General features: G+C 68.0%; 12 protein-coding genes. 7 read left to right on the forward strand and 5 right to left on the reverse strand.

Features of this window, described 5'->3' with window-relative positions; translation table 11 throughout:
• Positions 1-31: 31 nt before the first annotated feature.
• The 5 genes from NRG74_RS17735 to NRG74_RS17755 all read right to left on the reverse strand — a co-directional run bounded on the left by NRG74_RS17735 (position 32) and on the right by NRG74_RS17755 (position 5,241).
• Positions 32-1,132, reverse strand: a complete 1,101-nt coding sequence (locus NRG74_RS17735) for a polyamine ABC transporter substrate-binding protein (protein ID WP_257704948.1) — start codon at positions 1,130-1,132, stop codon at positions 32-34.
• A 23-nt stretch (positions 1,133-1,155) separates the two neighbouring features.
• Positions 1,156-2,187: a histone deacetylase family protein gene (locus NRG74_RS17740; protein WP_257704949.1), complete on the reverse strand. Its 1,032-nt coding sequence runs from the start codon at positions 2,185-2,187 to the stop codon at positions 1,156-1,158.
• A 114-nt stretch (positions 2,188-2,301) separates the two neighbouring features.
• Positions 2,302-2,661, reverse strand: a complete 360-nt coding sequence (locus NRG74_RS17745) for a cupin domain-containing protein (RefSeq protein WP_257704950.1) — start codon at positions 2,659-2,661, stop codon at positions 2,302-2,304.
• Between the two features lie 46 nt (positions 2,662-2,707).
• A complete protein-coding gene (locus NRG74_RS17750) occupies positions 2,708-3,709 on the reverse strand; it encodes an AraC family transcriptional regulator (protein WP_257704951.1) in 1,002 nt (333 codons plus the stop codon).
• Between the two features lie 98 nt (positions 3,710-3,807).
• Complete coding sequence (locus NRG74_RS17755; RefSeq protein ID WP_017639206.1) at positions 3,808-5,241, reverse strand: aspartate ammonia-lyase; 1,434 nt, start codon at positions 5,239-5,241, stop codon at positions 3,808-3,810.
• A gap of 154 nt (positions 5,242-5,395) precedes the next feature.
• On the opposite strand from NRG74_RS17755, the gene NRG74_RS17760 reads away from it, so the two are divergent.
• From NRG74_RS17760 to NRG74_RS17790, 7 genes are all read left to right on the forward strand, one after another.
• A complete protein-coding gene (locus tag NRG74_RS17760; RefSeq protein ID WP_184289401.1) occupies positions 5,396-6,301 on the forward strand; it encodes a LysR substrate-binding domain-containing protein in 906 nt (301 codons plus the stop codon).
• Between the two features lie 106 nt (positions 6,302-6,407).
• Entirely contained in the window at positions 6,408-7,346 is a 939-nt protein-coding gene (locus tag NRG74_RS17765; protein ID WP_257704952.1) for a 4-hydroxyproline epimerase, read from the forward strand.
• Complete coding sequence (locus tag NRG74_RS17770) at positions 7,343-8,458, forward strand: NAD(P)/FAD-dependent oxidoreductase (RefSeq protein ID WP_257704953.1); 1,116 nt, start codon at positions 7,343-7,345, stop codon at positions 8,456-8,458. The genes NRG74_RS17765 and NRG74_RS17770 overlap by 4 nt, the downstream gene beginning before the upstream one ends.
• On the forward strand, positions 8,452-8,688 hold the full coding sequence (locus tag NRG74_RS17775) for a (2Fe-2S)-binding protein (protein WP_064307664.1): 237 nt from the start codon (positions 8,452-8,454) through the stop codon (positions 8,686-8,688). The genes NRG74_RS17770 and NRG74_RS17775 overlap by 7 nt, the downstream gene beginning before the upstream one ends.
• Positions 8,685-9,920, forward strand: a complete 1,236-nt coding sequence (locus NRG74_RS17780; RefSeq protein WP_257704954.1) for an NAD(P)/FAD-dependent oxidoreductase — start codon at positions 8,685-8,687, stop codon at positions 9,918-9,920. Before NRG74_RS17775 ends, NRG74_RS17780 begins: the two co-directional genes overlap by 4 nt.
• Positions 9,917-10,708, forward strand: a complete 792-nt coding sequence (locus tag NRG74_RS17785; protein WP_017639212.1) for an AraC family transcriptional regulator — start codon at positions 9,917-9,919, stop codon at positions 10,706-10,708. Before NRG74_RS17780 ends, NRG74_RS17785 begins: the two co-directional genes overlap by 4 nt.
• Positions 10,705-11,625, forward strand: a complete 921-nt coding sequence (locus NRG74_RS17790; protein WP_257704955.1) for a dihydrodipicolinate synthase family protein — start codon at positions 10,705-10,707, stop codon at positions 11,623-11,625. Before NRG74_RS17785 ends, NRG74_RS17790 begins: the two co-directional genes overlap by 4 nt.
• Positions 11,626-11,687: the final 62 nt, after the last annotated feature.

Below are 11,687 nucleotides of genomic sequence, written 5' to 3' on the forward strand. Positions count from 1 at the left end.
ACCATTCGGGTGGTCGTGGACGCCGTTGCCGCTAGTTGCCGGCCTTGATGCGACTCCAGGCACGGGTGCGGACCCGCTCGATGGGTTGTGGCAGGGGTTGCACCACATAGAGCTTCTTGAGCATTTCCGGGGTGGGCACCAGGTCGTGGTTGTCGCGGATCGTGGGCGTCACCAGCGGCATGCCCGGCTTGTTGGCGTTGGGGTAGCCGAGGTAGTCGCTGATTCCGGCGATCACCTTGGGTTCGAGCAGGTAGTTGATGAAGGCATGGGCCTGGTCGACGTTGGCGGCGCTGGCCGGAATGGCCCAGGTGTCGAACCAGATGGGCGCACCCTCGCGCGGCAGGCGCCAGTCCACCACCACGCCGTTGCCGGCTTCCTTGGCGCGGTTGCCGAACTGGTAGAAGCTGCCCGAATAGCCCACCGCCACGCAGATGTCGCCGTTGGCGATATCGGTCATGTACTTGGTGGAGTTGAAGTAGGCCATGTAGGGACGGATCTTCAGCATCAGCGCCGTGGCCTTCTCGTAGTCCTTGGCGTTGGCGCTGTTGGGATCCAGGCCCAGGTAGTGCAGTACCACCGGCAGGATGTCCGAAGGCGAATCCAGCATGGCCACGCCGCAGCTCTTGAGCTTGGCCATGTTCTCCGGCTTGAACACCAGGTCCCAGCTGTCCACCGGCGCGTCCGCGCCCAGCGCCGCCTTGACCTTGGCCGGATTGAAGCCGATGAGGATGGTGCCGTACATGTAGGGCACGCCGTACTGGTTACCCGGATCGTTGACCTCCAGCAGCTTGAGCAACTCGGGATCGAGATTCTGCCAGTTGGGCAGCTTGGTCTTGTCCAGCTTCTGGAACACCCCGGCCTTGATCTGGGTTTCCAGGAACTGGTTGGAAGGGATGACCAGGTCGTAGCCGGAGCGACCGGTCAGCAGCTTGGCTTCCAGCGACTCGTTGCTGTCGAAGGTATCCCAGGTGACGCGAATGCCAGTCTGCTTGGCGAAGTCCTTGGGCGTCTCGGGCAGGATGTAGTCGGCCCAGTTGTAGACCCGCAGTTCGCCAGGATCGGCGGCCTGGACGGCGCTGGCGAGCAGGGCGCTGCCCAGCAGGGCGGTGAGCGGACGCAAGAGGCTGTGCATGGTCGGATTCCTCGCGATAGGGATCAGGCGCCGTCGAAGGCGGCCAGGACGTTCACCGTATTAATGCCGATCTCCGCCACGGCGTAACCGCCCTCCATGACGAACAGGGTCGGCAGGCCGAGCCGCGCCAAGCGTTCGCCCAGGCGCAGGTAGTCATCGCTCTCCAGCTTGAACTGGGAAATGGGATCGGCCTTGAAGGTATCCACGCCCAGGGAGACCAGCAGCAGGTCCGGGGCATAGCTCTGGAGTCGCGTCAGGGCCACCTCCAGCGCGGCGCTCCAGCTGTCCCAGGCGCTGCCGGCGGGCAGCGGCAGATTGAGGTTGAAGCCCTGGCCCGCCCCGGTGCCGGTCTCGTCGGCATAGCCGAGGAAGAAGGGGAATTCGAAACTCGGATCACCGTGCAGCGACAGGAACAGCACGTCGTCGCGGGCATAGAAGATGTCCTGGGTGCCGTTGCCGTGGTGGTAGTCGACATCGAGGATGGCCACCCGCCGGGCGCCGCCATCGAGGGCGGCCTGGGCGGCGATGGCGGCGTTGTTCAGGTAGCAGTAGCCGCCCATGACATCGGCCGCGGCGTGGTGGCCCGGCGGGCGGCAGAGGGCGAAGGCGCTGCGCGTGCCCGCGGCGACCTCGGCCCCGGCACTCAGGGCCACCTGGGCGGCGCTGTAGGCGGCCTGCCAGGTGCCGGCGGTGATGGGCGCCCCGCCGTCGAAGCTGTAGTAGCCCAGGCGCCCGTGCAGGCTGGTGGGCGGCAGCACCTGGCGTAGGGTACGCGCCGGCCAGGTATAGGGCAGCAGGTCCACGGTCTCGCCCGCGGCAGCCCATTCGCTCCAGGCACCGGCGAGAAAATCGAGATAGGCCGCGCTATGGATGCGCGCCAGGGGCGCTCGACCGAAGTCGCGGGGCGCCACCACCTCGCCGAGCTGCCGGCGGTGACACTCGGCGAGGATGAATTCGACGCGCTGGGGCTTTTCGAAACAGGGCTGCAACTGGCCATCGATCAGTTCGCAGCGGCCGTGATGCAGGGCGTGATCGGGACTGTGGTGGATGCGCATGGCGACTCCGGGCGGCGGGCTCTGTCCTGATTCTTGCCAGCCCGGCGCCCCGCGACGAGAGGCACAGCGGCCAAAAGGGGATAGATCCGGCCAGATTGCGCCCGGCGCCGGCCATCAGCCGCCCTTGGCTTCGTAGACCACGAAGCGCTTGAGGGTCGGCTCCACGACCTCCCAGGTCCCCTGGAAGCCACGCGGCACGACAAAGCTGCTGCCCGGTTCGAGGCGGGTGGGGTGGCCCTGGTCATCGGTGACCAGACTCACCCCTTCGAGGATCTGGCAGTACTCCTCCTCGGTGTAACTCACCCGCCACTTGCCCACCTCGCTGTGCCAGTGGCCGACGGCGAAAACACCACTGCCATCTTCGTAGTCGAGCCAGAGACTCTGCAGCGGATCGCCTGCCAGGCGCTTTTCCGCCGGCAGGCGGTATTGGTCGGTGGGTTGGCCGCGGTCCGCGAGCAGTTTCAGTGAGGGCATGGAAAATCCTCCTTGGGGACGGAAAGCGCTCAGCATACGCCAGCCGCTAGAGCCGATAACCCCGGGGCGACTGTCCGCTCCAGCGGCGAAAGGCATGGCGGAAACTGGCCGTCTCGCTGAAGCCCATCGCCTCGGCGATGCGATAGATGGGCAGGCGTTCCTGGGCCAGCAGATCACGCGCCCGCGCGAAGCGCAGCTCGTCGAGCAGTTGCTGATAGCCGCTGCCGCCGGCCTGCAGGTGACGGCGCAGGCTGCGCGGGGCCATGCCGAGGTGGCCGGCCAGGGCCGCGAAGGAGGGTGGTGCAGCCAGGTCGGCGCCCAGCAGGGTGCGGATGCGGGCGAGCAGGGCGCGCTGGCGATCCTGTTCCGGAGCCAGGCGACCACACTGCTCCAGGGCGTCGCGATGGGTCACCGGATCGGCCAGCGGCAGGCCGCGCTCCAGCCAGGTGGCGGGAAAGGCCAGGCCATTGAAGGCGGCGCCGAAGGCCAGGGGCGCGGCGCCGAAGCAATCGTCATAGCGCTCGCGATAGGTCGGCTCGGGGTGCCGAAAAGCCACCTGCACCAGGGGTAGAGGCGTGCCCAGGAGGTCGCAGCAAATTGCCCGCAGCGAGGCCAGGCAGCACTCGGCGTTGCAGCGTTCCAGTTCTGGCGCGAAGGGGTGGTCATCCGCTCTGAGCCAGGCCAGCTCGCCGTGGCGCTCCAGGCGCAGGGTGAAATAGGCACCGAGCAGGCCCTGGTGGGCCAGGGCCGCCTGCAGCGCCGCGCCCAGAGTTGGAGCGCTGAGCAGGGCATAGCCGAGCAGGCCGTAGCCGGAGACCCGCAGCCGCCAGCCCAGCAGCAGCCCCAGTTCGGGTGGCGCGACGGGCAGGGCGTTGGCGATGACCCGCTGTTCCTGGGCCAGGGTGATGAGCCGATGAGGCTGTTCGAGGTCGTCCAGCCGCAGGCCGCTGCCGGCCAGCAGCGGCGCCGCCCGGGCGGGCGTGTCGGCCGCCAATTGCTGGAGGACCAGGGACACCAGGTTGAGATTGATCAGACCGGACTGACGCATGGGCAAACTCCCCGGGGCGGTGGCAGCCTTCCAAGCAAGAAGGATACCGCGCCCACGGGGAGTTGCCGCGCTTACCGCTCAAGTCTGGCGTGCGGGACTCAGGCCTTGGCCTTCAAGGGCACCAACCGCGGGGCGATCATGTTTTCCGGGCGCAGGATGTCGTCCAGGGTCGCCTCGTCCAGCAGGTTTTCCTCGCGCACCAGCTCCAGTACCCCGCGACCGGTTTCCAGCGCCGTCTTGGCAATACGGGTGGAAGTCTCGTAGCCCAGGTAGGGGTTGAGCGCGGTGACCAGGCCGATGGAGTGCTCCACCTGGCGGCGGCAGTGCTCGACGTTGGCGGTGATGCCGGTGATGCAATGCTCGCGCAGCATGTCCATGGCGCGTTGCAGCAGGCGGATGGAGTCGAAGATCTTGTAGGCGATCAGCGGCTCCATGACGTTGAGCTGCAGCTGGCCGCCCTCGGCCGCCAGGGTCAGCGCCAGGTCGTTGCCGATGATCTCGAAGGCTACCTGGTTGACCGCCTCGGGGATCACTGGATTGACCTTGCCCGGCATGATGGAGCTGCCCGGCTGGCGCGGCGGCAGGTTGATCTCGTTGATGCCGGTGCGCGGGCCGCTGGAGAGCAGGCGCAGATCGTTGCAGATCTTCGACAGCTTCACCGCGGTGCGCTTGAGCATGCCGGAGAACAGCACGAAGGCGCCCATGTCCGAGGTGGCTTCGATCAGGTCGGCGGCCGGGGTCAGCGGCTGGCCGCTGATGTCCGCCAGGCGCTGCACGGCCAGCAGCTGGTAGCCGGGGTCGGCGTTGATGCCGGTGCCGATGGCGGTGCCGCCCAGGTTGACCTCGGTGAGCAGCTCCGGCGCCAGGCTCTTCAGCCGCGCCAGGTCTTCGCCCAGGGTGGTGGCGAAGGCATGGAATTCCTGGCCGAGGGTCATGGGTACCGCGTCCTGCAGCTGGGTGCGACCCATCTTCAGCACCTCGGCGAATTCCACACCCTTGGCGGCGAAGGCGGTGATCAGGCTGTCCAGGCTGGCGAGCAGGGCGTCATGGCCGAGCAGCAGGCCCAGGCGGATGGCGGTGGGGTAGGCGTCGTTGGTCGACTGCGCCATGTTGACGTCGTTGTTCGGGTGCAGGTGGCGATACTCGCCCTTGGCATGGCCGAGCAGCTCCAGAGCGACGTTGGCGATCACCTCGTTGGCGTTCATGTTGGTCGAGGTGCCGGCCCCGCCCTGGATCATGTCCACCACGAACTGGTCGTGGAATTCGCCGCGAATGATGCGCGAGCACGCCTCATTGATCGCCTGGTGCTTTGCCGCTGGCAGGTGGCCGAGCCGGTGATTGGCGTCGGCCGCCGCCTGCTTGACCATGGCCAGGGCCACCACCAGCTTGGGGTAGTGACCGAGGGGTACGCCGGAGAGGCGGAAGTTCTGCACGGCGCGCAGGGTCTGGATGCCGTAGTAGGCATCGGCGGGGACGTCGAGGGTACCGAGAAGATCTTTTTCGAGGCGGACGGATGATGCAGAGTCGGACATGATAGCGTTAGGCTTCGATCGAGCGGCGGACGCCGCGATGCCCTAGAATCTAGGCCTGCCAGCAGATCCCGGCCAATGCCGATCTGCCAAGCCTCATGCCGGATCGGCATAACTCTGGTTGTGACCTCGCGAGATCAGACGACGTATGGGTGCCATGAACATCGAATTCAAATGGCTGGAAGACTTCGTGGCCCTGGCGGCCACCTACAGTTTTTCCCAAGCCGCCGAAAAACGTTTCGTCACCCAGCCCGCCTTCAGCCGACGCATCCGCGCGCTGGAGGAAAGCGTCGGCCTGACCCTGGTGGACAGATCCCACACCCCGATCAGCCTGACTGAAGCCGGTCAGCTGTTTCTGGTCACGGCGCGCAGCGTGGTGGAGCAACTGGGCGAGACGGTGCGCCATCTGCATCACCTGGAAGGCGGGCAGGGCGAGGTGCTGCAATTCGCCGCCGCCCACTCCCTGGCCCTGGGCTTCTTTCCGCAGTGGATCGCCGGCCTGCGCGGCCAGGGCCTGGCGCTGGCCAGCCGACTGGTGGCCACCAACGTCGGCGATGCCATCCATGCCCTGCGCGATGGCGCCTGCGACCTGATGCTGGCCTTCCACGATCCCGACGCCGCCCTGCAGATGGATCCGGAGTTGTTTCCTTCGCTGCACCTGGCACACACCGCCATGCTGCCGGTCTGCGCCACCGATGGCGAAGGCCGACCGATGTTCCAGCTGGACGGGCAGAGCAGCGTCCCCCTGCTGGCCTACAGCGCCGGCGCCTTTCTCGGCCGCTCGGTCAATCTGCTCCTACGCCAGCGCAAGCTGCGCGCCGTGACCCTCTACGAAACCGCCATGGCGGACAGCCTCAAGACCATGGCCCTGCAAGGCCTGGGCGTGGCCTGGGTGCCACAGCTGTCTGTGGCGGCGGAACTGGCCCGCGGCGAACTGGCCATCTGCGGCGATGCGGCCTGGCAGGTCGGCCTGGAGATCCGCCTCTACCGCTGTGCCCTGTTGCGCAAGCGGCTGGTGCAGCAGGTCTGGCGACATCTCGAAAGTCAAAGCCACGGCGGCTGATCGACAGCAGGCGATTATGCCGATATCGGCTTTTAGCTAGCCGACGTCCTGCAAGCCTTTTGCGCCTGTCTGCGCGACACTGGAGCCTCTCTCACGGAGGTCAGCCATGCAGCGCATCCGCGTCATCGACTCCCACACCGGCGGTGAACCCACCCGCCTGGTCCTCGATGGTTTTCCCGATCTGGGCCAGGGCAGCATGGCCGAGCGCCGCACCCGGCTGGCCGGGGAGCATGACGCCTTCCGCCGGGCCTGCATGCGTGAACCGCGCGGCAACGAGGTGCTGGTCGGCGCCCTGCTCTGTGAGCCGGTATCTCCTGCCGCCAGCGCTGGCGTGGTGTTCTTCAACGAAGTCGGCTACCTCGGGATGTGTGGCCACGGCACCATTGGCCTGGTCGTCTCCCTGGCCCATCTTGGCCGGATCGGCCCTGGCGATCACCTGATCGAGACGCCGGTGGGCGATGTCACCGCCACCCTGCACGACGATGGCAGCGTCAGCGTGCGCAATGTCCCGGCCTATCGCTACCGGCAGGGCGTGCAGGTGGAGATTCCCGATCATGGCCCGGTCACCGGCGACATCGCCTGGGGTGGCAACTGGTTCTTTCTCTGTGCCGATCACGGCCAGCGCGTCGCCGCCGACAACCTCGACGGCCTGCTCACCTTCAGTCTGGCCCTGCGGGGCGCCCTGGAGGCCGCAGGTATCACCGGCGAGCAGGGCGGCCATATCGATCACATCGAACTCTTCGCCGACGACCCGGACGGCGCCGACAGTCGCAGCTATGTGCTCTGCCCGGGCCGCGCCTATGACCGCTCGCCCTGCGGCACCGGCACCAGCGCCAAGCTGGCCTGCCTGGCGGCGGACGGCGATCTCGAACCCGGCGCCGTCTGGCAGCAGGCCAGCGTCATCGGCAGTCGTTTCGAGGCCCATTACCAAGCGGGCGACGAGGGCCGCATCCTGCCGGTGATCCGTGGGCGCGCCCACGTCATGGCCGAGGCGACCCTGCTGCTGGCCGCCGACGATCCCTTCGCCTGGGGCATCCCGGGGTGAAGTCGGTAGCGGAGGTTCTCGTCGTTGGCGGCGGCATCGTCGGGGCCAGCTGCGCTGCGGCCCTGGCCGCGCGGGGCTGTCGCGTGCGGGTGCTGGACGCCGGCCTGCCCGGCGCCTCCGCCGCTGGCATGGGCCACCTAGTGGTGATGGATGACGACCCCGCCGAACTGACCTTGAGCGCCCGCTCCCTGGCACTCTGGCGTGAGCTGGTGCCCCAGTTGCCGGGCGCCGCCGACTACCGCAACTGCGGCACCCTCTGGCTGGCCCGCGACGCCGCCGAACTGGAGCTGATCGAAGAGAAACGTCAGCGCCTGGACGCCCAGGGCGTCGCCAACCAGCCGCTCGACGCTGCGGCGACTGCCGCCGCCGAACCGGCACTGACTGCCCTGGCCGGCAGTCTAGAGGTGCCTGGCGATGGTCTGCTCTATGCCCCGGTAGTCGCCGCCTGGTTGCTGCAGCGCTCGCCACTGATCGAATTCCAGCGCGCCCGGGTAAGCACCGTCGAAGGCCAGCGCGTACGGCTGGACGATGGTCGCTGGCTGAGCGCTGATGCCGTGGTGCTTGCCGCCGGCCTGCAGGCCGCCAGCCTATGCCCGGACCTGCCGCTGGTGCCGAAGAAGGGTCATCTGTTGATCACCGACCGCTATCCCGAGCAGGTCCGCCACCAGCTGGTGGAAATCGGTTACGGCGCCAGCGCTCACGCCAGCAGCGGCGCCTCGGTGGCCTTCAATGTCCAGCCGCGGCCCACCGGCCAGTTGCTGATCGGTTCGTCGCGGCAATTCGAGCGTCCGGATATGGCCGTGGAACCCGCGGTGGTTGGCCAGCTGTTGCGCCGCGCCCTGGACTTCCTGCCGGGTCTGATCCATACCTCGCTGATCCGCGGCTGGACCGGTCAGCGCGCCGCCAGTCCCGACGGCCTGCCCTTGATCGGCGCCCATCCCGACCAGCCCGGTCTGTGGCTGGCGGTCGGTCACGAGGGCCTGGGCGTCACCACCGCGCCGGCCACTGCCGAAGCCATCGCCAATGGACTGTTCGGCGAGTCTTCGACGTTCCACGTGGAACCCTTCGCACCGGCGCGTTTCACTACCGCGCCGAGGAGCCAGGCATGCTGACCCTGTTCATCGATGGTGAGCGCCTGCAGGTCCGCCCCGGCAGCCTGCTCACCGCCGCCCTGGCCAAGAGCGGCAACCCCGCCGCGCGCCGTTCGGTGACCGGGGAGGCCCGAGCACCTTTCTGCGGCATGGGCGTCTGCCAGGAATGCCGGGTGCAGGTCGATGGCGTACGCCGTCTGGCGTGCCAGACCTGCTGCCAGGACGGCATGCAGGTGGAGCGCCTGTCATGAAAGCCACGCGCTGCGATCTGCTCATCATCGGCGCCGGCCCGGCCGGTCTCGCCGCTGCCCGCGCCGCCAGTGGCCGCGGCCTGAACCTGGTGCTGCTGGACGACAATCCCTTGCCCGGCGGCCAGATCTGGCGTGCCAGAGTCGGGCAGGTTGCGGCCGAGGTCGGCAGCTTGCCGGCCGACGTGACGCTACTGAGCGGCACCCGGGTCGCGGCGGTTCTGGGGCCTCGCCAGTTGCTGCTGGAAGACGCCAGTGGCAGTCGTACCCTGGCGTTCGAAACGCTCATCCTCTGCACCGGCGCCCGCGAACTGCTGCTGCCGTTTCCCGGCTGGACCCTGCCCGGCGTGACCGGTGCCGGCGGCCTGCAGGCACTGATCAAGGGTGGAGTCGAAGTCGCCGATGAACGCATCGTCGTCGCCGGTACCGGTCCGCTGCTGCTGGCCAGTGCCGCCACGGCGCGCCAAGCGGGTGCCCGCATCGCCCTGGTCGCCGAACAGGCCAGGCGCCGCGCCGTGCTCGACTTCGGCCTGGGGCTCTGGCGTTGGCCGAACAAGTTGCGCCAGGCGCTGACGCTGGCCACTTCCCGCTATAGCCCCGACACCTGGGTCGAGGCGGCGCTCGGCACTGAGCGTCTCGAAGCCGTGCGCCTGCGCCAGGGCGAGCGTCGCTGGGAGATCGCTTGCGACCGCCTGGCCTGTGGCTACGGCCTGGTGCCCAATGTCGAACTGGCCCAGAGCTTGGGCTGCGCCACCCTGGACGGCGCTGTGGCGGTAGATGAACACCAGCGCACCGGCCAGCCACACATCTTGGCGGCCGGCGAATGCACCGGCATCGGCGGCAACGAACTGGCCCAGGTCACCGGGCGGATCGCCGGCCTGGTCGCTAGTAACCAGCTCGACGCTATCGCTGGCGTGCAGACCGAGGCCCGTGCCTGGCGCCGCTTCGCCGCCCAGCTGGCCCGTACCTTCGCTCTGAATCCGGCCATTGCCCGGCTGGCCCAGCCGGATACCCTGGTCTGCCGCTGCGAAGACGTGGCCCTTGGTGCCCTGGTTGGCCATGCCGACTGGACCCAGGCCAAGCTGCGCAGCCGCTGCGGCATGGGTGCCTGCCAGGGCCGCATCTGCGGCCAGGCCACCCGCGTCTTGCTGGGCTGGACGCCCCCGGTGCCGCGCTTTCCCCTGCAACCCACCCGTATCGACAGCCTGCTGGCCCTGACCGAGGACGAGAGATGAACGCCGCTGCCCACCTGGACGCCCTGAACCGCGCCCGGCCCGCCGATCTGCCCGCGCTGCTGGCGAGCCTGAGCCTGGTGGCGCCGCTGCTCGACGCCATTCCCGGCGTGGTGTTCTTCGTCAAGGACCTGGAGGCACGCTATGTGCTGGTCAACCTGACCCTGGCCCAGCGCTGCGGCTATGAAGACGTCAGCGAACTGCTCGGCAAGACCGCCGAGGAAGTCTTTCCCGCCCCCCTGGGTGGCGCCTACGCCGAACAGGATCGCCGTGTGCTGCGCGAAGGCTTGGCGCTGGACGACCAGCTGGAGCTGCACCTCTATGCCGGCCGTACCCCAGGCTGGTGCCTGACCCGCAAGCTGCCGTTGCACGATGCCCAGGGCCGACTCATGGGTATGGCGGGCATCTCCCACGACCTGCAGGCACCGGCCGCCGATCATCCGGCCCACGCCAAGGTGGCCGAGGTCGATCGCTATCTGCGCGAGCACTATGCCCAGCCGCTTTCGGTGGGCGAACTGAGTCAGCGGGTGGGCCTTTCGGTCTCCCAGCTCGAACGCCAATGCAAACGCATCCTGCGCCTCACGCCCCAGCAGTTGCTGCACAAGGCCAGGCTCGACGCCGCCTCGCGCCTGCTGGCCCGCGATCTGCCCGTCACCGAAGTGGCCCTGGCCTGTGGCTATACCGACCACAGCGCCTTCAGCCGCCAGTTCCGCCGTCTCACCGGCCTGTCGCCCCGGCAATACCGCGACTCTCTCAAGCCCCGTCTGCGTCTGGAGGAAACCCCTGCATGAGCACTCCCCGCGTTAACTGGAGCGGCGTCTTTCCCGCCGTCACCACCCAATTCAACGATGACTTCTCGGTCAATCTGGACCAGACCCATGGCGTGATCAGCAACCTGGTGCGCGATGGCGTCTCCGGTCTGGTGATGTGCGGCACCGTGGGCGAGAACACCTCCCTGACCCTGGAAGAGAAGATCAGCCTGGTGGAGGTCGCCAAGGACGCCGCCGGCGGTCGCGTGCCGGTGATCTGTGGCGTGGCCGAATTCACCAGCCTCAACGCTACCCGCACCGCCCAGGCAGTAGGTCGCGCCGGCGCCGACGGCATCATGCTCATGCCAGCGCTGGTCTACTCGGCCAAGCCCCACGAGACCGCCGCCCACTTCCGCAGCGTGGCCAGCGCCCTCGACCTGCCGCTGATGGTCTACAACAACCCGCCGATCTATAAGAACGACGTCACCCCGGACATCCTCATTTCCCTGGCCGACGTCGACAACATCGTCTGCTTCAAGGATTCCTCCGGCGATACCCGCCGCTTCATCGACGTGCGCAACGAGGTGGGCGACCGCTTCGTGCTCTTCGCCGGTCTCGACGACGTGGTGCTGGAAAGCATCGCCGTAGGCGCCGAGGGCTGGGTCTCGGGCATGTCCAACATCTTCCCCACCGAAGGCGAAACCATCTTCCGCCTGGCCAAGGCCGGCCGCTTCGCCGACGCCATGCCGCTCTACGAGTGGTTCATGCCGCTGCTGCACCTGGACGCCCGCCCGGACCTGGTGCAGTGCATCAAGCTCTGCGAAGAACTCGCCGGCCGCGGCCGCGCCCTGACCCGCCCACCCCGCCTGGCCCTGCCCGACGCGGATCGCGCCTTCGTCGAACGCCTGATGGCCAAGGCCCTGGAAACCCGCCCGCAACTGCCGGACGTGGGGATCTGAGGCAGGGCTTATCGCGGCCAAGGTGATCCGCTAACGCGCCCGCTCTGCATTAATCGCGGCCA

The sequence above is a fragment of the Pseudomonas oryzihabitans genome (assembly GCF_024652905.1).
Lineage (GTDB): Bacteria > Pseudomonadota > Gammaproteobacteria > Pseudomonadales > Pseudomonadaceae > Chryseomonas > Chryseomonas benzopyrenica.

Excerpts from the sequence above, each read along its gene's own strand:
- NRG74_RS17735 (WP_257704948.1), bottom strand. The coding sequence starts at position 1,132 with ATGCACAGCCTCTTGCGTCCGCTCACCGCCCTGCTGGGCAGCGCCCTG.
- NRG74_RS17740 (WP_257704949.1), bottom strand. The coding sequence starts at position 2,187 with ATGCGCATCCACCACAGTCCCGATCACGCCCTGCATCACGGCCGCTGC.
- NRG74_RS17745 (WP_257704950.1), bottom strand. The coding sequence starts at position 2,661 with ATGCCCTCACTGAAACTGCTCGCGGACCGCGGCCAACCCACCGACCAA.
- NRG74_RS17750 (WP_257704951.1), bottom strand. The coding sequence starts at position 3,709 with ATGCGTCAGTCCGGTCTGATCAATCTCAACCTGGTGTCCCTGGTCCTC.
- NRG74_RS17755 (WP_017639206.1), bottom strand. The coding sequence starts at position 5,241 with ATGTCCGACTCTGCATCATCCGTCCGCCTCGAAAAAGATCTTCTCGGT.
- NRG74_RS17760 (WP_184289401.1), top strand. The coding sequence starts at position 5,396 with ATGAACATCGAATTCAAATGGCTGGAAGACTTCGTGGCCCTGGCGGCC.
- NRG74_RS17765 (WP_257704952.1), top strand. The coding sequence starts at position 6,408 with ATGCAGCGCATCCGCGTCATCGACTCCCACACCGGCGGTGAACCCACC.
- NRG74_RS17775 (WP_064307664.1), top strand. The coding sequence starts at position 8,452 with ATGCTGACCCTGTTCATCGATGGTGAGCGCCTGCAGGTCCGCCCCGGC.
- NRG74_RS17780 (WP_257704954.1), top strand. The coding sequence starts at position 8,685 with ATGAAAGCCACGCGCTGCGATCTGCTCATCATCGGCGCCGGCCCGGCC.
- NRG74_RS17785 (WP_017639212.1), top strand. The coding sequence starts at position 9,917 with ATGAACGCCGCTGCCCACCTGGACGCCCTGAACCGCGCCCGGCCCGCC.
- NRG74_RS17790 (WP_257704955.1), top strand. The coding sequence starts at position 10,705 with ATGAGCACTCCCCGCGTTAACTGGAGCGGCGTCTTTCCCGCCGTCACC.